General features: G+C 53.3%; 22 protein-coding genes. 8 read left to right on the forward strand and 14 right to left on the reverse strand.

Annotated elements, in window-relative coordinates:
• Positions 1-117 precede the first annotated feature (117 nt).
• Positions 118-1023: a beta-1,4-N-acetylgalactosaminyltransferase gene (locus RWS31_RS03545; protein WP_294176000.1), complete on the reverse strand. Its 906-nt coding sequence runs from the start codon at positions 1021-1023 to the stop codon at positions 118-120.
• A 12-nt stretch (positions 1024-1035) separates the two neighbouring features.
• Positions 1036-2187 carry an LTA synthase family protein gene (locus RWS31_RS03550; protein WP_314596144.1) on the reverse strand — a complete coding sequence of 384 codons (1152 nt, stop codon included), beginning with the start codon at positions 2185-2187 and terminating at the stop codon, positions 1036-1038.
• Between the two features lie 1071 nt (positions 2188-3258).
• Between RWS31_RS03550 and RWS31_RS03555 the strand changes: the two genes are divergently transcribed.
• From RWS31_RS03555 to RWS31_RS03565, 3 genes are read left to right on the forward strand one after another with little or no spacing between them, the layout of a single operon-like run.
• Positions 3259-4221 carry a hypothetical protein gene (locus RWS31_RS03555; RefSeq protein ID WP_294176004.1) on the forward strand — a complete coding sequence of 321 codons (963 nt, stop codon included), beginning with the start codon at positions 3259-3261 and terminating at the stop codon, positions 4219-4221.
• A gap of 22 nt (positions 4222-4243) precedes the next feature.
• Positions 4244-5299: a glycosyltransferase family 9 protein gene (locus RWS31_RS03560; protein WP_294176005.1), complete on the forward strand. Its 1056-nt coding sequence runs from the start codon at positions 4244-4246 to the stop codon at positions 5297-5299.
• Positions 5296-6333 carry a glycosyltransferase gene (locus tag RWS31_RS03565; protein ID WP_314596148.1) on the forward strand — a complete coding sequence of 346 codons (1038 nt, stop codon included), beginning with the start codon at positions 5296-5298 and terminating at the stop codon, positions 6331-6333. The genes RWS31_RS03560 and RWS31_RS03565 overlap by 4 nt, the downstream gene beginning before the upstream one ends.
• Before the next feature lie 78 nt (positions 6334-6411).
• Here RWS31_RS03565 and RWS31_RS03570 read toward each other — a convergent pair whose 3' ends face one another.
• The 10 genes from RWS31_RS03570 to RWS31_RS03615 all read right to left on the reverse strand — a co-directional run bounded on the left by RWS31_RS03570 (position 6412) and on the right by RWS31_RS03615 (position 16725).
• Positions 6412-7587 (reverse strand): glycosyltransferase, encoded by a 1176-nt coding sequence (locus RWS31_RS03570; RefSeq protein WP_314596149.1) that lies wholly within the window; start codon positions 7585-7587, stop codon positions 6412-6414.
• A 345-nt stretch (positions 7588-7932) separates the two neighbouring features.
• Positions 7933-8451 (reverse strand): HAD family hydrolase, encoded by a 519-nt coding sequence (locus RWS31_RS03575; protein ID WP_294176010.1) that lies wholly within the window; start codon positions 8449-8451, stop codon positions 7933-7935.
• Positions 8441-9412 (reverse strand): ADP-glyceromanno-heptose 6-epimerase, encoded by a 972-nt coding sequence (gene rfaD, locus RWS31_RS03580; RefSeq protein WP_294176012.1) that lies wholly within the window; start codon positions 9410-9412, stop codon positions 8441-8443. Before rfaD ends, RWS31_RS03575 begins: the two co-directional genes overlap by 11 nt.
• Positions 9413-9466: 54 nt before the next feature.
• Positions 9467-10465, reverse strand: coding sequence for a D-glycero-beta-D-manno-heptose-7-phosphate kinase (rfaE1, locus tag RWS31_RS03585; protein WP_294176013.1), 999 nt, complete (start codon positions 10463-10465; stop codon positions 9467-9469).
• Positions 10466-10496: 31 nt separating this feature from the next.
• Positions 10497-11612, reverse strand: coding sequence for a glycosyltransferase family 9 protein (locus tag RWS31_RS03590; RefSeq protein WP_294176015.1), 1116 nt, complete (start codon positions 11610-11612; stop codon positions 10497-10499).
• Positions 11613-11676: 64 nt separating this feature from the next.
• Positions 11677-12699, reverse strand: a complete 1023-nt coding sequence (locus tag RWS31_RS03595) for a glycosyltransferase family 9 protein (RefSeq protein WP_314596151.1) — start codon at positions 12697-12699, stop codon at positions 11677-11679.
• A gap of 33 nt (positions 12700-12732) precedes the next feature.
• Positions 12733-13197: a D-glycero-beta-D-manno-heptose 1-phosphate adenylyltransferase gene (gene rfaE2 / locus RWS31_RS03600; protein WP_314596152.1), complete on the reverse strand. Its 465-nt coding sequence runs from the start codon at positions 13195-13197 to the stop codon at positions 12733-12735.
• A gap of 18 nt (positions 13198-13215) precedes the next feature.
• Positions 13216-14223, reverse strand: a complete 1008-nt coding sequence (locus RWS31_RS03605; protein ID WP_314596153.1) for a PfkB family carbohydrate kinase — start codon at positions 14221-14223, stop codon at positions 13216-13218.
• A gap of 16 nt (positions 14224-14239) precedes the next feature.
• A complete protein-coding gene (locus RWS31_RS03610) occupies positions 14240-15793 on the reverse strand; it encodes a Tat pathway protein (protein WP_314596155.1) in 1554 nt (517 codons plus the stop codon).
• 11 nt (positions 15794-15804) lie between these two features.
• Positions 15805-16725: a hypothetical protein gene (locus RWS31_RS03615; protein WP_314596157.1), complete on the reverse strand. Its 921-nt coding sequence runs from the start codon at positions 16723-16725 to the stop codon at positions 15805-15807.
• Between the two features lie 427 nt (positions 16726-17152).
• Between RWS31_RS03615 and RWS31_RS03620 the strand changes: the two genes are divergently transcribed.
• From RWS31_RS03620 to RWS31_RS03635, 4 genes are all read left to right on the forward strand, one after another.
• Complete coding sequence (locus RWS31_RS03620) at positions 17153-18118, forward strand: bile acid:sodium symporter family protein (protein WP_314596293.1); 966 nt, start codon at positions 17153-17155, stop codon at positions 18116-18118.
• Between the two features lie 21 nt (positions 18119-18139).
• Positions 18140-19000 carry a pantoate--beta-alanine ligase gene (panC, locus tag RWS31_RS03625; protein WP_314596158.1) on the forward strand — a complete coding sequence of 287 codons (861 nt, stop codon included), beginning with the start codon at positions 18140-18142 and terminating at the stop codon, positions 18998-19000.
• Positions 18991-19374 (forward strand): aspartate 1-decarboxylase, encoded by a 384-nt coding sequence (gene panD / locus RWS31_RS03630; protein WP_314596160.1) that lies wholly within the window; start codon positions 18991-18993, stop codon positions 19372-19374. The genes panC and panD overlap by 10 nt, the downstream gene beginning before the upstream one ends.
• Before the next feature lie 341 nt (positions 19375-19715).
• Complete coding sequence (locus tag RWS31_RS03635; RefSeq protein ID WP_314596162.1) at positions 19716-21080, forward strand: sodium:alanine symporter family protein; 1365 nt, start codon at positions 19716-19718, stop codon at positions 21078-21080.
• 76 nt (positions 21081-21156) lie between these two features.
• On the opposite strand, the gene RWS31_RS03640 is transcribed toward RWS31_RS03635, so the two are convergent.
• The gene (locus RWS31_RS03640; RefSeq protein ID WP_314596164.1) at positions 21157-22497 is read right to left on the reverse strand and encodes an anaerobic C4-dicarboxylate transporter; all 1341 of its coding nucleotides are present in this window, start codon (positions 22495-22497) and stop codon (positions 21157-21159) included.
• 205 nt (positions 22498-22702) lie between these two features.
• Complete coding sequence (locus RWS31_RS03645; protein WP_013740621.1) at positions 22703-23017, reverse strand: hypothetical protein; 315 nt, start codon at positions 23015-23017, stop codon at positions 22703-22705.
• Between the two features lie 110 nt (positions 23018-23127).
• On the opposite strand from RWS31_RS03645, the gene RWS31_RS03650 reads away from it, so the two are divergent.
• Positions 23128-23583: a DUF441 domain-containing protein gene (locus RWS31_RS03650; protein WP_314596166.1), complete on the forward strand. Its 456-nt coding sequence runs from the start codon at positions 23128-23130 to the stop codon at positions 23581-23583.
• Positions 23584-23598 lie beyond the last annotated feature (15 nt).

The raw sequence follows: 23598 nt of genomic DNA on the forward strand, positions 1-23598 counted from the left end.
TTCTTCCCTAAGCTCCAAAAACTCTGCACAGCTTGTTCTCCTTAGCATCCAAACCCATTTCATTATACGATGCTGCATTTATCATTGTTTCTTTAAAATCAAACTCAATCATGGTTCTCAGCCATGATACATATACGGATACTTCTTCGCAAACCATTCAATCCACGGAATATCCATATCCTCCAAGGTACGTTTTTTCAAATACTCATCTCGCCACCAAATATAGCCTTTCTCCAGCGCTTCTTCGATCACTTGATTCTGCTCTTCTTCTGGCAAACTATAAATGGGATTGCACATTCCGTCGGATGTCGAGTTGATCTTATTGCGAATCATCTTCAGACCACCCAAAGATGAAAAGTGCCAGCCGCCGTATACCAGCGGAAACTGATTACGCCGTGAACGCAGCGTTTGCATATCCGTGATCTGCCCATATTCCGCAAGAATCAAACCGCACCAGTTCGAATCTCTTTGATAATTGATAAAAAAATTATACATCGTCTGCTCACATACCACAGGGCTATACCGCAAGAACTCCCGTATGGACGATCGTTTTCTCATATAAGGCAATGACCGCAAAAAACAACGCGTATTGCGCGACAAACCGCGCAGCCCCTCACGCTCTGCCACACGTTCGAACGTAGAAAAAATATGAACTTCACCCAAGCCATCTTTCACTTGTTGCAAAAGCTCCGGCGTAGCAAATTCATCGACATCGGACAAAAGGATAATATCGTCGGCCTTGCAGTCAACAAGAGCATTCTTGATATAATTTCGCTGAAAAATCTCAATTGACCAGTCGCTTTCATATGGCATTTCTTCCTCAATCGCCACATAGCGAATTTTTTTCTCGTAAGGTGCAAAGAGCATCTCATATTTAGGGAAATTAAACTCTTTAGGCTTATTTTGAAACGTACGATTTCCCTCGACAATGACAAACAAATCGACAACATCGTAAAGCATCTTCAAACGCCATTCAAGAAGTTCATATTCGTTATAAAACGTAAAACAATCGTAAATCGCCAATATCCTGCATCCTCACTTTCCCTTATCCCCAATTAAGATTCGCGAAAGCGTCCTCATCGCAGCAACCTCATAGAGCGCTGCCTCTCGCTCTGCTGCAAGATCTTCCTGCGGCGATGCAATTCCCGGCAAAATCTCCATGCGGTCGTCATCGATATTGCCTATAGCTTCACGACTAATCCAACAATCCGAGTTGAACGCATACTTCGTTCCTTCCGTCATGCTGCGTGCAATCGACGTGTACGAAAAGCCCTCAGGTGCGATCAGCTCGATCAGCGTCGGTACAATCGCCGTATGCCCACCTACAGCATCCTTGGGCAAGATATCCTTCGTCACGCCGTTGCCATACAAAACGAATGGCACGCTTTCGTGCTCAAAAAGTGTCGGCTGCGCTGTCGGATCCATGCGAATCGAATGATCACCCGTAATCACGAAAATGCTGTCCGGGTACGCCGTCATCGTCCTGCGCACGAAATCTGTCACCACCTTATCCATATAGCGGTAGTGCCCCACTTCCAATGCCAGCTGCTTCGGATGCTCTGTGCGTCCCTGCAGCGCACTTTCCAAATCCGCCGTATCAATGCCCTCTGCAGCAAGATTGACATCGTAAGGCGGATGATTGGAAATCGTCATGATGAGATGAACCGTCGGTTCTTCCTCCGCCAAATGATCGTAAAGCGCCTCGAAGAGATGACCGTCTGTCGTCCCCCAAATATTTTGCTGCGGCGCATTATAATCCGGCGCACCGTAAAATGCATCGAACCCTTGGGCGAGTGACAGTTTCTTGATGGAATCCCATTCAGGATAGCCCCCATACCAAAACTCCACACGATAGCCTAAGCGATGAAACTGCGGCGCCATCGAAGTGAGGTACACCTCCTGATAGCTCTTCGGCTGATAATTCAAATCCATGCCGACATCGCTGAGACCCGTGACAAGTCCCGTGATCGCCACCAATGTAAACGTACCGTTCGGCATAAAGGACTGCGTATAAAAAGCTCGATCCTCAGCAATCAGACTCTTAATGCCATCGGCGCCATGAAGATCCGCATACTCGGGGAGCATCGGCCATTGCGCATACGTTTCGCCAAGGATGATGAAAATATGCTTTGGCTTCGGCAGTCGCGCCCCCCTCGCCGTGCGCATGAGACTCGCCTCAAGCCCCACTCCCTTAGCCCTGTCTCCTCTTAAGAAACTACTATATTCCTCAGCACGCGATACATCAATGAGACCAAGACCGCCATTCTTTTGCATATTAAGATAAAAATCTCGTACGCGATACATCGCCTGAAGATCATCCAGAATACACTCATTAAGAAAAGGGTCTTTTGTGACTGAAGCATTCTCCCAATTGATCGAATGCTCATAATTAAAACTTCCCCCGAAGCGAATAAAGATAAAAAATATCGGAATGAATAAAAACAGCCCCACGCCTACCGCCCGCCGATTCAACCATTTCGGCAAAGGTATCGTTTCCGTACGCAGCAGACGACGAAGCAGAAAATAGGAAGCCACAGTCAAAACAACGGCTGCCAAAAGGCGCATCGGCAGCGCATACGATTCAACTAACATCGAGAAGATTGTCTGCGTATCATCGTGCAGCCCTTGCACGATCTCCCTGCCAAACGTCGCATGAAAAACCTCATAATACGGAAACCGCGCCTGAAAGAGCACGGCAAGAAGCGCACTCCCCGCCGTTCCGAGCCAAAGCCGCAAACGAGCAAGCCGCAGCTTCGGCAGAACTAGTTCCGGCAAAGAGCAGAAAACAAAACCAAGAAGCGCGATCGCCCCCGCTGATTTCAGACTGAGACGAAACCCCAGCCAAAGCGCCAGAAACACCTCCCCCATCGAAGTGGTCGGCGCTATCGATTCCGACATATATACCATGAAATATACACGATAAAAACATATAATAAGGAGAAGGAATAGAAAAACCTTCAAATCCTTCTGCAGATTCGCAAAAAACCGTTCAAGCCGCAATGCCAGGCCTCCTCGTATGGTGAATGCAGTCGAAAACTGTCATCTCAAAGTATATCACAAGAACCCCTGTCAAAAAAGGGACTTCCGAGGTCTGCTGCAAACAACACTCAAAAAACTGCCCTCGTTCTGATAAACACGTTTCGAAGTCATACCACCACCCCCATGCCCATTGAAATATTCATGATTCTTAGTTATACTTAACAGAGCAAGTTAACGAAATTCAGCATTAAGCCAACAATCGAAAGGATGTCCATCCATATGAAATTTCTCATTGTCAGTCCACGTCAAACCAGTGGAGGAGCTATTGTTCTTCATATCCTATGCAAACTATTGATGGATCACGGCCATGATGCAAAAATTTTTTATACCGCATTTGACAGAAAATATCCTATATCCTATGCCACGTTTTTATTCGATCATATTTGCTTCTTACGGCATGATATTCCTCGACGACTCAAAGCACAATTATTTCCCAAGGCGAAGTTCACCAAAAAACCTCGCTACAACGGCTACGCGTACTTTCCAGTAAAAGGCTGCCAGCAAAAGTATCTTCCAACAATTGATGACGAAACCATTGTAATCTATCCTGAAATCGTCTATGGAAACCCTTTATGTGCCAAGAAAACCATTTACTGGCTTTTATTTTTCAATCCCTACAAGGGTGACGCTAACGCTTACGCAAAGGATGCTCTCATTTTTACTTATCATGAACTGTTTAATGACGAGACATTAAACCCTTTTGGACGCAAATTATATCTACAAGCTCTAGACGAAGACATGTGGAAACAGACAAATTTCGGAGAGCGTTCCGGCTGCTGCTACATCGTGCACAAAGGACATGACCGCGCAGACTTGCCCAAGCAGTTTGACGGACCCGTCATCGACAAACTTTCCAAACATGAGATTGCAGAAATCCTCAATCAGAAAAAATATTGCTATTGTTACGATATGTACACTTCCTACAGTCTCATCGCCGCCATGTGCGGCTGCATCCCGATCGTCATGCTTGAAGAAGGAAAAACACGCACCGATTGCATTGGAAAAGAAGAAGAAGGCTACGGCATTGCTTGGGGCAATACACCAGAGGCGATTGAATACGCCTTAGCTACACGCGAAAAGATGTTTGAGCGAATCCATAAGATGCACAAGGAAAACGATGATGCCGTTGATTCTTTCCTTGTCGAATGCAAGAGATATTTCTATCCCGAGCAAGATATTTGACAACAGAGGAGGGTTCCCCTTCATGGAAATCAATCTGAACAATGTGCGATTATTGGTTGAAAGTACTCCTGGCATGGGTGACCTGATTATGCTGACGCCTGCCTTACGTGAACTGAAAAACCAATTTCCCGAATGTGAAATCACCATCATGTCACATCCAGGAAATTTAAAAATGGTGGATCGTCTACCCTACGTCTCTCGTGTTTGTCCCATTGATAAATCTGTCACAGGAATCCTAAAAACGGCTCGACTACTGCACCAACAAGATATCATCGTCTTCACCACATGGCAATCGCTATACGCTCGTATGCTGAAGTTTCTGAGAGTCTCCTTTTGTGCAGGCGTATGCAAAGAAAAATACCTCAAGCGGAAATATTTTCATCTCGTCTTACCTCATTTAGACTCTTATGGTACACAGTATCGCCCCCAATCCATTGCCAATCAGTTAGAGCAAGCTTTAGGCATGCAATTGTCCATAGACGCACATTACGATGTATCTACTCCAACAGAAGAAGAGTGGCATTCCGTAAAAACGAAGCTTCATCAGTTAGGGCGATCCTTGAACGAGGAGAAACCATATATTGTATTTGCCCCAGTAGGCAGAACCGCTCAATCAATTCCTCCATCCTTAGTCACGGCAGCAATTGAACATCTTCAAAAAAACTATCCTTATGAGATTGTCTTATCCCACGATCATCCGTTGTCATATCTACAATCATTAAAGCAACAAGAAGGAACGAACAACATATATGATTTAAGCGGCTGTCTCTCCTTACGTGAACTCATAGCCTTGTTGGATCGTGCTCAATTAGTCATTGCTACAGATAGCGGTCCCATGCATATAGCATGTGCAAGGAAAACGCCGACCATCGCGCTCTTTACGACAGATGTACCTTCACGATGGGCGGGCCCTTTTTGTCATCCCATCAGCATGCACATGACATGCAGTTCAACCTGCAACTCGGAAAAATCGAAAACCTGTTTAAAGATGGGCTGTTTAAACGGCATCACCGTTGACATGATTCATAATGCAATAGATGAGATTCTTTTTTCGTCCCAAAAAGAGGTTACGCCATGAGAATCCTACTCCTAGCCCCCCCCCTACTTCCACATCCCCAAGGAGTACAAAAAGCCTTACAAAAACTCGGATACAACGTACTTCTCTTTACTTGCAATGAGTTTTATTCGGATTGCAAGTATTTACAAAGGAAGCTTTATAAATTAGGTTATACTTCACTGAAACACCAGTATGAAGAAGCGCAATGCAAACGTTTGAGAATTTGCTATGAAGATTTCAATCCAGATTTATTACTCGCTCTCAGCGGACTTTATATCGATAACTTGCTATTAGATTACCTAACCAGTCTAAAAATTCCAAGATTTTTATGGCTTTGGGATGGAATAGAAAGATTTCCAGGTTTAGAAAGACTCATTCCACATTTTTCTCATATCTTTTGTTTCGAAAAAGCAGATGTCCTTTATATCCAAGAGAAATATTCACGTCCCACCTCTTATTGCCCCTTAGGATATGATGAAGATGCTTTCTCCTTTATCAAAACAAAAAAAGATATAGATATTTGCTTTATCGGCAATCCTAACCCCCAACGAGTATTATTACTTGATAAAGTGGGAGAATATTGTCACCAAGAGAATTTAAAACTCTTTGTTGCTGGATTGTGGTATGATAAAAAATATTTTTGGAAAAAATTTCAATACTCTCACAAGCATCCCTACTTATTCCCCTACTTAATCAATCATTATATTAACAATATAGTAGTTGCCAAAATCTATCGGCACAGTAAAATCTGCTTAAACTTAGGTGAAATAGAACATGTTTGCTTAAATCCACGAACATTCGAGATTCTAGCAACAGGCTCTTTCCAATTGACAGATCATATCTACAAAAAAGGCATCGATGACGGCATATTGCGAGCAGATTCTATGATCTCTTTTCTCAACGAATATGATCTTATAGAAAAAATAAAATATTACTTAAGTCATGAAAAATTACGCCAAGAAATCGCTCAAAAAGGATATAAAGATGCCATTCCCCACACCTCGATCCGTTCTTTCGTCCAAAGCAGAATCTGTCCTGAGATGGATAATTTTTAAAGTTGAAGTCATATTAACGAAAATAAGCATTACCAGATTGATCCACTATGATTACGCAAAGGAAATTTTCCCAGCACCTTAATATTTCCTACATTCATCCAGTAAGCTTTCCCATTCATCCCAAATTACGGAGGCTTCATACTGGCGCATTGATTCCCTTGCTGCCATCCCCATCCTCACCCGCAAATCTTGATTTTCCATAAGTATTTTCATACTGTGTACCATACCATCTACACCATCTTCAGCAAGAAATCCAGTGATGCCATCTTGAATCAGTTCATTCACAGCGACACAATTCTTATAGCCAACCACCGGCAGTCCCATGCTCATTCCCTCGGCCAAGGTCAAACCGAAACCCTCGTATGCACTGGGAAAAACGAATAAATCGCCCTTTTGCAAAACAGAAGCAACATCATGCGTCGTACCCTTCAAAAAAACTCGCTGCTCCAACCCCGCACGCTGAATCAACGCTTCCAGATTTTTTTGATACGACTTCTTCGCACCACCGCCCCAGATTTCCACAATCCAATCGGGGAAATCATCGGCAAGCTTGGCAAAAGCTTCAATCAGCAGATGCGGCCTTTTATGATTCTTCACTAGACGCCCGATGAAAATGATCTTGTATCGTTCTTTTTCACATCCCAAATCTGCTTCTTCCTCATACTGCGGAACCACGTTGCCGATGGCCACCGTCTTCATGTTTGGAAAACGTTTCTTTATCGCTTCCGCGAAGGACGGCAGCAAGACTTGACATGCTGCACTCTTGCCCAAAGCTGGGATTTCTTCCTGCGGGTATGTATGGAAGATATCCTCTGGGTCGCCATGCGACATGGTAATTACAGGAATCTTAGTTTCCAAATCACAAAGAAACACCTTACTGGCAGCTGTTTGCCAAGTAACAATAATATCGGGCATACATCTTTCCAGAACACATTTCGTCGGAACAAGCAGATACTTTTTAACAAACTCATTGTTCACAGCACGCCCTCTTCGCGTACTAAACGCGCGAACAATCTCTCGCTTAACTTTCAAACACGTCGGAAAAACGACATCCGTGTCTTCGTAATGCTGCAAGTTGTATAATTCAACGCCATCGTCGACTGGAAAGAATGGCTTACCCACCTTGTCATCGAAAAATACCATTGCCACATCATGACCGCGTCGCTTCATTTCATTTGCAAAGCTGCAATGCACCTTCGCTACGCCGCCAGTGTCACCCACCATCTTAGAAAAATTCGCCAACAAGAGCCTCATGAGATTGCCCGCCTCATTTCTTTCTCCAACATCACAAACCTCTTCCACCGGCTGCCCAAATGATTCTCTAAAACTCCAATGCCCACTCGTTCGAGCATCATATCACGTCATCTTTTTCCACAAGTACTTTAATTTCGACTCCTACCTTGACCAATTTCAGCAACTCGAAAATGTTTTCCAGTCTTTCCTTGGAATGACGTATCCTACAGTTGCCAAAAAGCGTCTTTGGTAACCTCGTCTTTAATTTCTATGAGATGCATCTCCGACCCTCGATGATGACAAAAGCGGGGCCTTGCCTAAACATCAATATATAGCGTTGGTTGATCAGCGACAAGGGTTCTGGTTTTACTCCAACCACCCCAGCACCCGCTCCACCACTTCAAGCAAGCTCCCGTCCTCATACCGCACGCCCCGCACACCTGCCCTTTTCGCACATTCCATGTCGCTTTCGCTATCGCCAATGAGGACGGCACGCGTCCGGTCTATGTCGTACTTTGCACAGGCCGCATCGATCATGCCCGTGGCGGGCTTTCGGCAGTTGCAGGCTTTCGTGTACTCGGGAATCTTGCCGTCAATATGGTGCGGGCAATAGAAGAGGGCGTCCAAGTGTGCGCCCTCTTTTTTCAGTTCTTCATTCATCCAGTCATGTAGGCGGCGGACGTCCTCTTCCGGGTAGTAGCCGCGCGCCACGCCCGATTGGTTCGTGACGACGACAGTGAGGATGCCGCACTCGTTGAGGCGGCGGATGGCGGCGCGAGCATCGGGCGTCCAGATGAAATCCTCAGGACGATGCAAGTAATGAATATCGACATTCAGCGTACCGTCGCGGTCGAAGAATACAGCGGGGGCACCCTTACTCGGCATAGCAGAAGTAGCCTCCGTCCTCAAGGAAGTCGACGTATTCCTTGACAGCAGTGCGGAAGGCGTGGAAGCCTCCGTCGTAGCCAGCCTTTAGGAGCTTCTTCGGATCGGCTTCAGTGAAGCTCTGATACTTGCCTTTGAGCACTTCGGGGAAATCGCGGTAGCCGATATATCCCTTGCCCAAGGCAGCGATGACGGCATCGGCGGCTTCGTTGTAGGTATGTGCCTTGCCCGTGCCGCAGTTGTAGATACCAGACGGCCCCTTGTTTTCCCAGAACCAGAAGTTGACCTTGACGACATCCTTAACGTAAATAAAGTCACGTCGCTGCTCGCCATCGTCGAAGCCGTCCGTGCCGCGAAACAGTCGCGCTTCGCCCGTTTCCTTGAGCTGGCGGTAGAGTTGGTAGAAGATTGATGCCATCTTACCCTTGTGCTGCTCCTGCGGGCCGAAGACGTTGAAGTAGCGCAGACCGACGATTTGACTGCGGCTCTCGCGCATGACCTGTCGCACATAACGGTCGAAAGCGAGCTTGCTGTAGGCGTAGGGATTCAGAGCGTCTTCCGCCGCGTCATTCTCAGTGAAGCCGTGACGGCCTGCGCCGTACGTCGAGGCAGACGAGGCGTAGAGGAACGGCACGCGGTGCAGCAGGCAGAAGTGCAGCAGCGTCTTCGAGTATTCGTAGTTGACCTTCATCATGTAGTTGACGTCGTACTCCATCGTATCGGAGCAGGCGCCTTCGTGAAATACGGCATCGATGTCACTGCCGCCGAATTCGTCATCTTCGATGCTCTCTAAAAAGTCGTCCTTGTGACGGTAGTCGATGAAGTGAAGTCCGCGCAGGTTCTTGTAGTTCTCCCCATCTTTGAGGTCATCGACGATGAGGATGTCGTTCCTTCCCTTGCGATTGAGTTCCTTGACGATATTGCTGCCGATGAACCCGGCACCGCCTGTGACGATGATCATGAAGATCCCCTCTCTCTTTTCATGTAAGGCGCGTACAGAATGCGCCTGCCAAACTCATGCTTCTTCGCGCGGCAGTTCCCTCAGCTCTTCCTTCAGTTCCTCACGACTCACGGCGTAGGTGCCAAGCTTTCTTACGACGACGCTTGCCGCGAGGTTGGCAAGGAAGGCAGCGTCCCTGCCCTTAAGTCCGCCCGCAAGGCCTGCGGCAAGGACGGCGATGACCGTATCGCCCGCGCCCGATACATCGAAGACTTCCTGCGCCCGCGTCGGAATATGAACCTCTTCACCCTCGCGCACGAGCGTCACGCCGTTTTCTGAACGCGTCGCGAGTACATTCTTGATTCGATACTTGCGCATGATGTAATGGGCGGCCTTGAGCACCTCGGCATCCGTATTCTTGATGGGGTCGATAAGGATCTCGTTGATTTCCTTGACGTTCGGTGTGATGTAGTCGGCGCCGCGGTACTTCGTCCAGTTCGCGCCCTTGGGGTCGATGATGACAGGCACGCCGTGCGCGTGCGCCGCTTCGATGATCGCCGTCGTCGTGACCTCGCTGCACGTTCCCTTCGCATAGTCGGAAACGACGATGGCGTCGATACTCTCAGCGAGCTTGCAGCGCACGAAGGCGAGGAATTTGTCGATGTAGATCTTTTCGAGCGGCTCCGTGCTCTCGAAATCGAGCCGCATCATTTGCTGATGGCCGCCGATGATGCGCATCTTCGTCGTCGTCGGGCGGTTTGTCGGTACGAGTCCCGCATGGTCGATGCCGTTTTCTACAAGCTTTTCCTTCAAGGAGCGGCAATGGTAGTCCTCGCCGACAAAGCCCGCGAGAAGCGTGTCGCAGCCGAGGAGCGCGAGGTTGTGCGCAACGTTTGCCGCGCCGCCGAGCGTCTCCTTCTGGCGCGTGATGTGGTTGATCGGCACGGGCGCTTCGGGCGAGATGCGTGTGACTTCGCCGTAGTAATATTTGTCGAGCATAACGTCGCCTGTGACGAGAATCTTGCAGCGAGAAAGGCGCTCCTCGACGAGGGTAAGCATTTTTTCGATGTCCATAGAAAGCTCCCTTCCAACGAGATGATTTCTCTTATAATTCTACAACCTTGCAGCGATATTGTCCATCGTGCGCGGGGATATGGCCGACTTTATTTTCATACTCGTGCAGAAGTTCCTCCGCATAGCGCAGCACTTCCTTGACGGGGATGTTCTTCATGCACGCCATATTTTCTGCCCCCGCTCTCGGACATTCGTGCTTGCCGCACGGATGGCAGGCTTCGGGCGTCTTCAAGAGAATGTCCTTGGCGTCGTAGGGGTAAAACCCTGGCACGGGGCTTGCGCCGAACATCGTGACGATGGGCACGTTCATCGCGACGCCGACGTGCATGGGGCCGGAATCCGTCGTAATGAAGAGCGCACACTTCTTGAGGAGCGCTGCAAGTTCTGCGAGCGTGACGCGCCCCGTGAAGGTCTGCAGCATCGCATGATCGCCATGGCGCATCTTGGCACGGCAGGCGCGGACGAGTTCTTCATCCATCGGGCCTCCGAAGAAGGCGACTCCATAACCCTTTTCCAGAAAGTAATCGGCGGTTTGCGCAAAATAATCGTCAATCCAGCGCTTCGTCTTCCAACTCGCACCGATGTTCAAGGCGATAACCTTCGCTCCCACAGAAAAGGCGTCCTGCCAGAGCTTCGCAGCGCTTTCTGTCGCGCCTTCGGGCAGCCACATCTCTAAGCCGCCATCGTCGATACGCTCGATGCCGACGGCTTCTTGCAGCACATCGAAGTGGGAATGGATCTGGTGCTTGACCGCCTTCTTGTTTTCCATAACCTTGTCAAAGAAGGCGGAAAAGATGGGCTTTGCGTAGCCGACGATGCGCCCTGCGCCCGAGAAGGCCGCGAGCGCCGAAGCGCGCTCGTTGCGGTGCAGGTTGATGACGAGGTCGAAATGCTCGCGGCGAACACGGCGGATAAAGCGCAAAAAAGCGAGCGGATGATTATCCGCTCCCTTCTTGTCGAGCAAAAGACAGCCGTCGATATGCTTGTTGCAGACGACGAGATCGGCGAGCTTCTTGTCTGCGAGAAGCGTGATGCGCGCCTTCGGGAAGTTCGTCCGAAGCGTTCGGAGGACGGGCGTCACGAGCATGAGGTCGCCGATGTGCATGAGGTTGATGACGAGGATGTTGTCGTAGTTTTTCTGCTGCATAGAATGCTTCCTTATAATGACTGGCGGCAGGCAAAAAACTTCTTTTCGTCTGCCATTACTGTTTTCACCGTGCCAGAACCTCCTGAATCTTACCTTTTACTTCCTCGACAGAGAGGATCGCGAGGCAGTCGAGTCCCTTGGGACATCTCCTCTTCCAGCACGCCTTGCAGGAGCGCGGGATCTCCATGGCGTTTTCCTGCTGTCCGTAAGGGCCGTTGCGGTTAGCGTCGGTCGGGCCCATGAGCATGACCGTCTTCGTGCCGAGTCCTGCGGCGAGGTGGACAGGGCCAGTATCACCGCCGAGGACGAGGTCGGCACGCTTGAAGATGTGCGCGAGTTTCTTGAGGCTCGTGCGCCCGACGAGGTTGACGGGCGGCACTTCGGTGAGCGTCTCGATGTCACGCACGAGGCTTTCGTCGAGGCGACCGCCGCCGACGAGCACGGGGATGAGTTTCTCGCTGTAGAGCCAATCGGCGAGAACGGCGAAATACTTGACGGGCCAACGTTTATTCGGCCAGTTCGCGCCGATGGCGAGAACGGCGAAGCGGTTGTCTTCACGCACGCCCTCGGCGGCAAGCAGCGCGTCCGCCGAAGCGGCTTCCGCAGGGGAGACGGCAACGGGAAAACGCACCTCATCAACGCGGCAGCCAAGGGCGCGCGCGACATCGAGGTAGCGCTCGACGATATGTCCCGAGGCGTGCGCTCCCTTGATAGAGTGGCTCACATAGGCGGAGCCTTCGCGCATGTTCGCCGTGCCAAGACGCAGTTTCGCACCCGATTGCGCGACAATTGCCGCCGACTTGAAAAGTCCCTGCAGGTCGAGCGCCGCATCGTACTTTCTCGCGCGAAGCGCATGGCGGAAAGGGCGGAACTCTTCGAGAAAGCCGCGCACAGTGCGGAATCGCTTCTTTTCAAAGAGGATGATGTTGTCAATGAAGGGATTGCCCGCCAAGATGTCATACGCTGTCGGTTCGACGACCCACGTCAGATGCGCATCCGGAAACGTCTCCTTGACAGCATAGGAGACGGGAAGCGCATGGATGACGTCGCCGATGGCGCTGAGTTTGACGACGAGGATGTTTTTCATGCAGCTTCCCGCCTTTCTCCTGCAAGCCTGTTTCTATCTCTGATGAATCTTCTCGATGATCTTCGTCGTCGAGCGTCCGGGCACGAGGTCGATGAAATGCACCTCACCGCCGTATTTTTCAACAATCTTCGCCTCAGGCAAAGTCTCGCGCGTGTAGTCGCCGCCCTTGGCATAAACAGCAGGACGCACCTTCTCTATGAGCAACTCCGCCGTCGGCTCGTCGAAGAGCACGACGTAGTCGACGGCGACGAGCGCACCCACGACTGCCGCACGATCAAGCTCCGTGTTGACAGGGCGCGTCTCGCCCTTCAAGCGGCGCACGGAAGCGTCGGTATTAAGTCCGAGCACGAGGCAGTCGCCCAAGGCACGCGCCGCCTCCAAATAACGCACATGACCTGCGTGCAGGATGTCGAAGCAGCCGTTTGTGAAGACGACGCGCTGCCCCGCTTCGCGCAGCGTCGCGCAGAAGTCCTCGATCCTTTCCTTCGGTATCAGCATGTGAATCCCCCTAAGATTTTAGACGGAAAGCTCCCGTACCTTCCTCGTAAGTTCCGCTGCACTGACCGTCGCCGTGCCGAACTTCCGCACGGCGATACCTGAGGCGATGTTCGACAGCTGCGCCGCCGCGAGCGGCAAGGCGCCGCCCGCGAGCGCGAGGATAAACGCCGCGACGCACGTATCACCCGCGCCTGAGACATCGTAAACTTCACTCTTGTCCGACACGGGAATCTCATGCCTTGCACCGTCGGCAAGAAAGAGCATCATACCCTTTTCGCCGCGCGTGATGAGCGCCCCTTTCGCACCGAGTTCGGCGATGAGCTCGCGTGCCGCCTCTTCGAGCGCATCTTTCGTATCGAAGTGACGCTCGAAGGCGGCGGCAAGCTCTGCGTCGTTCTGTTTCACATAGTCGACGCCCGAGAAAGATCGCACGCTGTAGCGCGAATCAACGATCGTCGGGACGCCGCGCCCACGGCAGGCAACGAGAAGCCGCTCGCGAATTCCCTGCGTGATCGTACCCGAGCCGTAGTCGCTCAGGACGACGGCATCGACGTGCGCCAACGCCTGCAAGAGCCGCTCTTCCAACTCCTCTGCCAGCGCAGAGGAAAGCGGCTCACGGCTCTCCTTGTCGATGCGCACGATCTGCTGGCTGACCGTTGCCCTGCCGCCCGCGATGACGCGCGTCTTAGAAATCGTCGGTCGTTCAGAAGTAGTCAGAAGTCCCGCCGTATCGACACCCGCATGAGAGAGCACCGAAGAAATTCCCGCACCGCCCGCATCTTCGCCCAAGATGCCGAAGGCGCATACCGCGCCGCCCAAAGTCGCAGCGTTGTGCGCGACGTTCGCCGCACCGCCAGCGACAACACGCTCACCCATCTCCTCCAAGACGAGCACAGGCGCCTCCCTTGATATGCGCGAAATGCGCCCGTCGAGGTAGATGTCGGCGACCATATCGCCGAGAATCAAGACGCGTGTGCCCCTCAGGCATTCTGCCGCCGCTACCAGATCTTTTGCCGATGCTGCCATTCCCACACTCCTCTGCTCACCACGGCGTGAAGTTCAACCGGATGCTCCAACTGTCGCGCTTCGCACGGTAGCGCGTGACGAGCTGCACACAATGCATATCATGATACCAATAATAGTCGACGTCACCCAACGTGTGTCGGTCGATGTCATACGCCGTACCACAGACGAAACGGTCGCGCTCCGTCAGCTGATAGCTGAATCCTGCATAGAGCGCACGATGGTAATCCGCCACATCGTAGTAGAAGAGCGAATTCCCTGCATAGATCTGTGCGTAACTGTACTTTCCATAGGCCGTCAATCGGTCGTTGAACTTCTTCACGAGCGTAGCCGACCAACTGAACCCCGAGATCTTCGATCGATCGTATGATTCCTTCCTCACGGAATAATCCGCCGCAAACGAAAGCGCCGCCCCGTTCCCCAAGGGAATCGGATCGTGGTAGACACCGATCTTTCCATAGGTGTGCGTACTCTTGATCCCGTCGTTGTACCAGCGTCCGTGGTCTGCTTCGATTCCCCAGCCGATCGGCGCATCCTTGAAATGGTAACCAAACTCGTAATGCAGGCTTGGCTCACGGCGAATCCACCTGTCATCGTTGTCCTGCCAATAGCCATACTGCAGGCTCAGCGTCCCATAGCGCCCACCATAGCGAAGTTCCGCCCTGCCATGCACGCCTTCCTTCGTCGATACCAAGAGCGTCGGGATAAAGTCTAGACGATTCGCCACAGGAAATGCGAAATCCTGCTCGATAATGAGCCCGTCCGACTTCGTGTACCTCACCGAAGGGAAGGGCGGCGCCTCCTCGTGCCCGGGACGGAGGTCTGCCGTATACTTATCGCGATGACCGACACGCGTCTTCTTGAGCCAAAGATCGCTGTTGTAGAAGACGATCTTATCGTTCGGATAAATCTCAATGCGCTCGGCACTCACACTGTAGTCTGGCGTCTTCGCATGACATTTCGTCGCGCGACCCTCGTGGATGATGACCTTGTCGGGATAGACCTCGATGCGCTTGCCTGAGACGTACTGATGGTTAACCTTTCCCGAAGCATCCTCGATCTTGCCGATGCCCGTGCCGTAGTTGTAGGAGAGCTTCCAGCCACGAACATCCACTTGTGCCATGTCCGGCGTCACCTGCAGGATGTGCGCCTCGTTCTCGACGACCACGTCCTGCGTGAGAGCGTTTCCCTTGATCTCATCGGAAAGCACGCGGCGATTGTCGATCTCCGTGACCTTCACGCTGCCTCGCGCGAAGAATTCGCCCGTCACCTGATCATAAAACAGCTCGTCGCCCTCGAAAGCTGTGGGCAAAGGCTTCAGGTGGGCTTCCATGGGCTGGCGCAGATGCGCCTGCATCGCTGCCGTATCTCGGACGAGCTGTTCCTGCGCTTCCGACAAGCGATTCTCCCTTGCCGCACGCCGCTCGTTTTCGATGTAGTCGAGGACATCCGCCGCCGTATCTGTCGACGAATGGTACTCCGCAAACGCCACCGAAGGCAGACAGGACGTCGCAAAAACTGCGGCCAAAAAGGCGCTCTTTCGAGGAAAATCGCGCCGAACCATCATCTTCATGAAAATTCCTCTCACTTTTCCGTCGTCGGTATCGCATAGAGGACGGTCTCATCCTGCGTCTGGATGAAGAGCTCCGTCCCTTCCGGCAATTCGATATTCTTCCCCTTGACGAACGCGCCACCGATGATGCCAATCGGCCCTAAAAGCAACATACCCGCAACACTCGCGCCGGCAGCTATGGCGTAGCTCTTCATCTCCTGCTTCGATTCCTCGCCGACGAACGTCTTTACCTCAGTGCCATCCATCGCCTTCGTCGTATGGAAGTCTACATCGATCTCCGCATCGCGGCCGAAGTTGCGCGCCTGCGTGACCTTTTTCACTGTGCCCACGCCTGGCTGCCCCTTGGCGAATACAAGCATACCACCCTGCACGACATCCTCCGCGACCTTGTAGCGGATGGTATCTCCCGCCTTGAGGTTCTTCGCATTGACCTCCTGCGTCAAGGCGATCTTGATCACAGTGTTCTTCGGCACGGTCACCTGCTCAAGCGGCACGCTGTAGCCTCCGAAAGCCGCCGTTCCGAGATCCTGGATGCGCTTCTTGTAAGTGCCTGCGCTCGTCTTTCCTGCGACCGCCATCTCCATCTCCGTCACGCGCTTATCCACCGCCTTGGGGCTGACCTCGTGCATGAGTCCCCATTCGACGGCATTGAGCTGCGTCAAGAGGCCGGGCCCTGTCGTGTTGTCGTAGATGTCATCGTAGACGATATTGACGCGGTCGAGCATGGATCCTTTGTTGTGTTTGCCGAGATAGTCCTTCTCCAAATGATTGATGCGGTCGAGGAACGCGCCCGTCTGCTCCGCGCCCCACGTCTCCGTCTCAACGGCAGCAAGCTTTCCCTGCACCGTCTCCTCTGCGGCGCTCGCCATGCCGACTTGTGTCACAAAAAGCGCGGCGCAAAGAGTCGTGCTCATGATTTTTTTCAAGAACATGGAAGTTCCTCCTTTATGACAAACATAGTTTTCCCTACGAAATAGAATTTCTCTTATGCCTTATTCTGCAAACAGCGGGGAAATCCTCCCTTAAAAGTCCACTAAACTCGGATAAGCGCGTATCCCTCCGTCGAAAGACGATCGACACATTCCCTTGCATTTTCCCACCCGATATGCTATCTTAAGAGTCGCGAAGATGATATCCTCAGGGAATCGTACTTCGCTGTATTTACCGTGCAGGCGCGAGCGACGCCCGCCCTGCTTCACGCCCTGCCACAAATAAATACCGCAGCGGTAAACATCTGCTTAGATCCCTCGGGACTGAGACAGCAAGGTGTCGCACAAAATTTCAGCACGCACGGTACATAGCCGTGCTGGTTCTGCATGCATTTTGACCTTTCTGTCTTCTGGCAGGAAGGCTTTTTTGATGGGAGGAATCCATTTGCAAAACATTGGTCGCTTCATCGTCAAGAACATGGTCTGGCTCGTCGTTCTCGTCGGCGCGGCGGGTGCGGTCTTTCCTGCGTCGCTCTCTTGGATTGCGCCGCAGGTGCCGCTTCTCCTTGGGATCGTCATGTTCGGCATGGGCATGACGATCGAGCTCAAAGACTTTCGCCATCTGGTGTATCACCCGTGGGATGTGGGCATCGGCATACTCGCACAGTTTACCATCATGCCGCTCGTCGCCTATCTCCTTACCCAAGCGTTTTCCCTGTCGCCCGATCTTGCCGTCGGCGTAATTCTCGTCGGCACCTGCCCGGGAGGCACGGCGTCAAACGTCATCACCTACCTTGCCAAAGGCGACGTAGCCCTGTCGGTCACCATGACTATGGCGACGACGCTTCTCGCCCCCTTCGTCACACCGTTTCTGACGCTCCTCTTAGCGGGTGAAGAGATTGCCGTCAACGCTCCCGCGATGATGCTCTCCATCGCCGAAATGGTGCTCCTGCCCGTCCTCTTAGGCGCGGCACTCAACCATTTCTTCCGCCGTCGTGTCGCATACGCGCTGACGGTTCTGCCACTCATCTCCGCTCTGCTCGTCGCCCTCTTGGTCGGCGTCGTCGTCTCCATGAGCGCACCGCGCCTTGCCGAAGTCGGGACGCTCGTCGCCCTCGCCGTCGTCCTGCACAACGGATTCGGCCTCGTACTCGGCTACGCACTCGCCGGGCTGCTTGGACTTTCTGCACCGAAACGACGCGCCATCGGCATCGAAGTCGGCATGCAGAACTCCGGCATGGCGGCATCGCTCGCGCTCCTCTACTTCAATCCCGCCGCCGCGATTCCCGCGGCGCTCTTCAGCGTCTGGCACAACATTTCCGGCTCGCTTGCAGCGAACTGGTTCACGCGCCATGATGCAGACGAAAGCAAGATTTCCGCCGATGTTTCCCTCTGACAAGCCACAGGAGGCAATCCGATGAAAATCCTGACCACACCGAAAGAACTCCAATCCTATGCGCAAAGCGTCAAGAACGCAAAGGAAACGATCGCCCTCGTACCAACGATGGGAGCACTCCACGCAGGGCACCTCTCACTCGTCGAAGCGGCGCGAAAGAGTGCCGACCGCGTCATCGTTTCCATCTTTGTCAACCCCGTGCAGTTCGGCCCGAACGAGGACTTCGCCGCCTACCCGCGCACCTTTGAAGCCGATGCGGAAAAGCTCGAAGCTGCGGGCGTCGACGCCGTCTTTCACCCCGCCCCCGAGGCGATGTACCCCGCAGGCTATGCGACCTATGTCGAGGTCACGGGCACGCTCACGGAAAAACTTTGCGGTGCAAAACGTCCCGGGCACTTTCGCGGCGTGGCGACCGTCGTCTTGAAGCTCCTCTTGCTCTCGCACGCAGACCGAGCTTTCTTCGGACAAAAGGACGCGCAGCAGGTCGCCGTCCTGCGCCGCATGACCGCCGACCTCGGCGTCACGGCCGAGATCGTCATGGCGCCCATCGTGCGCGAAGCATCAGGCCTTGCGCTCAGCTCGCGCAACACCTACCTATCGCCCGATGAACGCACCGCCGCCCTCGTCCTCTCGCGCAGTCTGCGAGAAGCACGCGATGCCTACGAAACAGGCGAAAAGCGTACGAAAGTACTCAAGGAGATTACCGCCGTTGAGCTTGCAAAAGAACCCTTGGCAAAGATCGACTATGTAGAGCTTTACTCCTTTCCGGAGCTTGAAGAAATCGAGACAATAAAGGCGCGCGCGCTCCTCGCCGTCGCTGTATACATCGGCAAGACGCGCCTCATCGACAATATCATTTTGGGGGAAGAAACATGCTGCTGAACTTGATGAAATCGAAAATCCATTGTGCAACCGTCACGGAAGCGAATCTCGCCTACATGGGCAGCATCACTATCGATGAAGCGCTCATGGAGGCAGCGCACATCTTGCCGCACGAACGCGTGCAAGTCGTCAACAACAACAACGGCGCACGCCTCGAAACGTATGTGATCAAAGGCGCACGCGGCTCCGGCGTCGTATGCCTGAACGGAGCTGCCGCACGCTGCGTGCAGCCCGGCGATATCGTCATCATCATGTCATACGCCATGATGACCGAAGAAGAAGCGCGCGCCCACACTCCCATCGTCGTCATGCTCGACGAAAAGAATCAGCAGAGAGAAGTGCGCGGAGCAGAAGAGCACGGCACGATCGCATAGCGAATGACAGCTGCATGCCGCACCTTCTGAGCAGAAAACTCCCTGCGAGGAGAAGTTTACCATGAAGCCCCAATCGGTCAAGCCGCAGGCGCAGACCGATTGGATAGGCTTCTGTAAGGGCGTGAGGACATGTGTACAGCGTGCCGCTTTGATGAGACTTTTGCGAGAAACGGGCGAAAAAGCAACTATGTTGCTCCGTGCGACGGCTGAACACATGTCCTGAAAGTTTTCCATCGCAGAGAGTTTTTCTCTTTCAAAGCCTTTACAAATCAAGGTAAGTTATGATACCATAAAATTCGTTATTTTATATACTATTGTCCTTTGTCAATGGAGGGAATTTTATGGAAAATCTAATACCTCTTCTCAATTCCATCGATTCGGTGCTTTGGGGACCGCCTCTCATCACCCTGCTCGTGGGGACGGGCATCTTCCTTACCGTACGCCTGCGCCTCCTGCAGGTCGTGCACCTGCCGCTCGCACTGTCCTTGATCTTCCGCGCAAGGAATCGCGGCGAGGGCGACGTATCGAGCTTCAAGGCGCTGTGCGTCGCGCTCGCAGCGACCGTCGGCACGGGCAACATTGTCGGCGTTGCGACGGCGGTCAAGGCGGGCGGCCCGGGCGCGATCTTCTGGATGTGGATGGCGGCCTTCTTCGGCATGGCGACGAAGTACGCCGAAGGACTGCTCGCCATCAAGTACCGCACGACGGACAGCCACGGCGACATCGCGGGCGGCCCGATGTTCTACATCGAAAAGGGACTCGGGCACTCGTGGCGTCCCATGGCGATCTTCTTCGCGTGTGCCTGCGTGCTCGTCGCCTTCTTCGGCATCGGCACCTTCCCGCAGGTCAACGCCATCGTCGACAGTGTCGAGATCTCGTTCGGCGTGCCGCGCTGGGCGACGGACTTCGCCATCACGGCGCTCATCGCCGCCATCACGCTCGGCGGCCTCAAGAGCATCGCGCGCGTCGCCGCCGCCATCGTCCCCTTCATGGCGCTTTCCTACATCGCGCTTTCCCTCGTCCTCATCGTCGTGAATATCGACGCACTGCCGCACGCCATCGCCCTCATCCTCGAGAGCGCTTTTACAGGTGAAGCGGCTGTCGGCGGCTTCGCCGGCTCAACCATCATGATGGCAATGCAGAACGGCATCGCGCGCGGCGTCTTCTCGAACGAATCGGGACTCGGCTCAGCGCCGATTGCGTCCGCCGCCTCGAAGACGAAGCGTCCGGCCGAGCAGGGCTTGATCTCCATGACGGGCACCTTCATCGACACGATCATCATCTGCACGATGACGGGACTCGCACTCGTCCTGACGGGCGTCTGGTCGGGGGATACGGCGGGCGCCGCCATGACGAGCGCCGCCTTCTCGGCAAGCTACGGCGCAATCGGCAGCCACCTTCTGACGATCGCCCTCGTGCTCTTCGCGTTCACGACGATCCTCGGCTGGAACTACTACGGCGAACGCGCAATTATCTACCTCTTCGAGCGCAAAGGCGTGCTGCCGTATCGCCTGATCTTCATCGCACTCGTCGCCTCGGGCGCATTCTTGAAACTCGAAGCGATCTGGATTCTCGCCGACATCGTGAATGGCCTCATGGCGATTCCAAACCTCATCGCGCTCCTCCTGCTCTCGGGCGTCATCGTGCGCGAAACGAAACTCTACATGGAATACGTCTCGCGCCATTCGAGAATCAAACACTCGTAAACTTCGAACCGAAGCAAGAAACGCCCTCGCCATACCAGAAACGGATGGTATCGCGAGGGCGTTTGTTTTTGCAAACTCAGAAGATCAGATGCGCGACCACGTAACCTACGCAGCAGCCGGAGATGACGCCGATGAGGCCGGGGATCATGAAGCTGTGGTTCAGCAGATACTTGCCGATGCGCGTCGTGCCCGAACGATCAAAGCCGATGCACGCGAGGTCAGAAGGATACGTGGGCAGGAAGAAGTAACCGTAGCACGCAGAGATGAACGACATAATGAGCACGGGGTCGACGCCGACGTTGAGCGCCATCGGCACGACGATGGCGATGGCCGCCGCCTGCGAGTTGACAAGCTTCGACGTGAAGAAAGCGATGATGGCATAGGCCCACGGGTAAGCCTGCACGGTCGTGCCGAGGAAGTCCTTGAGAATCGCCATATGTGCGCTGAAGTACGTGTTCGCCATCCACGCGACGCCGTAGACGGAAAGCAGAGCAACCATACCCGAGCGGAAGACCTGGCTGTTGCCGACCTCCTTCGCCTTCACCTTGCAGAAAAGGAGGATGGCGGCAGCAATCAGGAGCATGATCATCTGGATGACCTCGGTCATGTCAATCGCCTTCATCTGCCCGAGTTTGTCGGGAAAGTGCGGCAGAAGATCGGGATCGTTGCCAAGGATCGCGATGACGAGGATGCCGAAGAAGAAGATGAACATCGCATGGTAATACGAGCGCGGCAGTTCCTGCCCCTGCAGACTCTCCGAGTCGCCGTAGACATACTCCTTGTTCTTCGGATCCTTGATGAACTCTTGGAACGCCTCGTCCTTTTCCAGATCCTTGCCGCGGCGGTAGCTCCAGAGCGCCGCGCAGACGACGCCAGTCAAAGTCGCCGGAATCGTCACGCCGAGCACCTGCAGCACGGAGACATGGTGCCCCGCCTGCGCCATAAAGGCGATGATGGAAACGACCGCAACGGACACGGGCGAGCCGCATATTCCCATCTGCGCCGCGACGGAAGAAACCGCCATGGGGCGCTCGGGGCGGATGCCCTGCTTGATCGCCACGTCGTAGATGATGGGAAACATCGTGTAGACAACGTGCCCCGTGCCGCAGAGCACCGTCAGGAGCCACGTCGTGACGGGTGCGAAGATCGTGACCTGCTTCGGGTTGTTGCGCAGAAGCCTCTCCGCGTACTTGAGCATGACCGTGAGGCCGCCCGAAGTCTGCAAAAAGCCCGCGCATGTGACAACCGCGAGAATCGTCAGCATGACGGAGATCGGTGGCACGCCCGGCTGGTAGCCGAAGACGAAGGTGTAAACGGCAAGTCCGATGCCGCTGATGACGGCAAGCCCGATGCCGCCGTGATGCACACCAAAGAGCAGACAGCCGAGCATCACGAGAAAGCCCAGAACCATTTCCATAAAGATTCCTCCTAAAATCCCACGGGGCAGCGCAAGAAGACGCCTTCCCAAACAGCCTTGATCGGGGAAACCAAAATCCTTCCCTCCGTATGGAATTTCAGAAGCCTTGCCGATCATATAGCACGATTATAATACAATAATCGTCCACAGGCAATAAAAAGAGGACGCCGCAGCGTCCCCCCGAAAAAAATTTTCCCTTCATTCCTCAATACTTGCGATGTTCCTTCACATAGTCAACGGGACGGCTCCAATCGACGTGGACGTCCGTAGCTTCCCAAAGACGCGTCAGAGCTGTCTTGAAGCTCTCGACATCGGCCGTCGGGTCGATCATTTCCTTGCTGAAATCGCGCAGATTCTCGTGCGGCACGCCAATCTCATGCTTCTCGGCCAGATATTTTTCCACGGCGCAACGGCCGTCCTCATCATCCAAGACGACGGTTGCCGCCTTCTTTTCCGCATCGTATTCGATGTAGCCGAGTTCCTTCTTGTACTGAATCGCTACGCTGTAAGTCGTTGACACGCTTTATCACCTTTCCTTATCTTCGTTTTTCCGCTATACTATATATACAATAGAAAATCCGCCGGCTCAGCGGCAATGTTCTCTCCATCTACACAAAGAAGGTGCTCTTCATGTATTCCGAATACCTCATGCTGCTCCTGATCCTCGCCCTCGGCATCATCGGTCACAATACGACGGTCGCCTATGCCGTCATCATCGTGCTCGTTCTGAAGCTTCTCGGGCTGACGGTAATGCTCGACATCCTTTCCGTCAATGGGCTGAACTGGGGCATCGTACTTCTTTTGGCTGCCATCCTCGTGCCGATTGCAACGGGCGACGTGACCATCGCCAACATGATCGACGCCTTCAAGAGTCCCTTGGGCGTCGCCGCCATCGTCTGCGGCGTTCTCGCCGCCATGGCGGGCGGCGGCGGCGTCGAGCTACTGAAAAATGATCCGCACATCGTCGCCGCACTCATCATCGGCACGATCATCGGCGTGTGCTTCTTCAAGGGTGTCGCCGTCGGGCCTCTAATCGCGGGCGGCATGACCTACGCACTGATGAAGCTTTTCGCCTCTATCAAATAGCTCGCTCACCTCAGC

Origin of the sequence: uncultured Selenomonas sp. (assembly GCF_963528755.1) — a bacterium.
Lineage (GTDB): Bacteria > Bacillota > Negativicutes > Selenomonadales > Selenomonadaceae > Selenomonas.

What these genes read in the sequence shown, in the direction of transcription:
- RWS31_RS03620 (WP_314596293.1), top strand. Translation starts at nt 17,153, where the DNA reads ATGGGAGGAATCCATTTGCAAAACATTGGTCGCTTCATCGTCAAGAAC.
- RWS31_RS03610 (WP_314596155.1), bottom strand. Translation starts at nt 15,793, where the DNA reads ATGAAGATGATGGTTCGGCGCGATTTTCCTCGAAAGAGCGCCTTTTTG.
- RWS31_RS03650 (WP_314596166.1), top strand. Translation starts at nt 23,128, where the DNA reads ATGTATTCCGAATACCTCATGCTGCTCCTGATCCTCGCCCTCGGCATC.
- RWS31_RS03590 (WP_294176015.1), bottom strand. Translation starts at nt 11,612, where the DNA reads ATGCAGCAGAAAAACTACGACAACATCCTCGTCATCAACCTCATGCAC.
- RWS31_RS03565 (WP_314596148.1), top strand. Translation starts at nt 5,296, where the DNA reads ATGAGAATCCTACTCCTAGCCCCCCCCCTACTTCCACATCCCCAAGGA.
- RWS31_RS03570 (WP_314596149.1), bottom strand. Translation starts at nt 7,587, where the DNA reads ATGAGGCTCTTGTTGGCGAATTTTTCTAAGATGGTGGGTGACACTGGC.
- RWS31_RS03605 (WP_314596153.1), bottom strand. Translation starts at nt 14,223, where the DNA reads ATGGCAGCATCGGCAAAAGATCTGGTAGCGGCGGCAGAATGCCTGAGG.
- rfaE1 (WP_294176013.1), bottom strand. Translation starts at nt 10,465, where the DNA reads ATGGACATCGAAAAAATGCTTACCCTCGTCGAGGAGCGCCTTTCTCGC.
- RWS31_RS03560 (WP_294176005.1), top strand. Translation starts at nt 4,244, where the DNA reads ATGGAAATCAATCTGAACAATGTGCGATTATTGGTTGAAAGTACTCCT.
- RWS31_RS03575 (WP_294176010.1), bottom strand. Translation starts at nt 8,451, where the DNA reads ATGCCGAGTAAGGGTGCCCCCGCTGTATTCTTCGACCGCGACGGTACG.
- rfaD (WP_294176012.1), bottom strand. Translation starts at nt 9,412, where the DNA reads ATGATCATCGTCACAGGCGGTGCCGGGTTCATCGGCAGCAATATCGTC.
- RWS31_RS03635 (WP_314596162.1), top strand. Translation starts at nt 19,716, where the DNA reads ATGGAAAATCTAATACCTCTTCTCAATTCCATCGATTCGGTGCTTTGG.
- rfaE2 (WP_314596152.1), bottom strand. Translation starts at nt 13,197, where the DNA reads ATGCTGATACCGAAGGAAAGGATCGAGGACTTCTGCGCGACGCTGCGC.
- RWS31_RS03640 (WP_314596164.1), bottom strand. Translation starts at nt 22,497, where the DNA reads ATGGAAATGGTTCTGGGCTTTCTCGTGATGCTCGGCTGTCTGCTCTTT.
- panC (WP_314596158.1), top strand. Translation starts at nt 18,140, where the DNA reads ATGAAAATCCTGACCACACCGAAAGAACTCCAATCCTATGCGCAAAGC.
- panD (WP_314596160.1), top strand. Translation starts at nt 18,991, where the DNA reads ATGCTGCTGAACTTGATGAAATCGAAAATCCATTGTGCAACCGTCACG.
- RWS31_RS03595 (WP_314596151.1), bottom strand. Translation starts at nt 12,699, where the DNA reads ATGAAAAACATCCTCGTCGTCAAACTCAGCGCCATCGGCGACGTCATC.
- RWS31_RS03555 (WP_294176004.1), top strand. Translation starts at nt 3,259, where the DNA reads ATGAAATTTCTCATTGTCAGTCCACGTCAAACCAGTGGAGGAGCTATT.
- RWS31_RS03615 (WP_314596157.1), bottom strand. Translation starts at nt 16,725, where the DNA reads ATGTTCTTGAAAAAAATCATGAGCACGACTCTTTGCGCCGCGCTTTTT.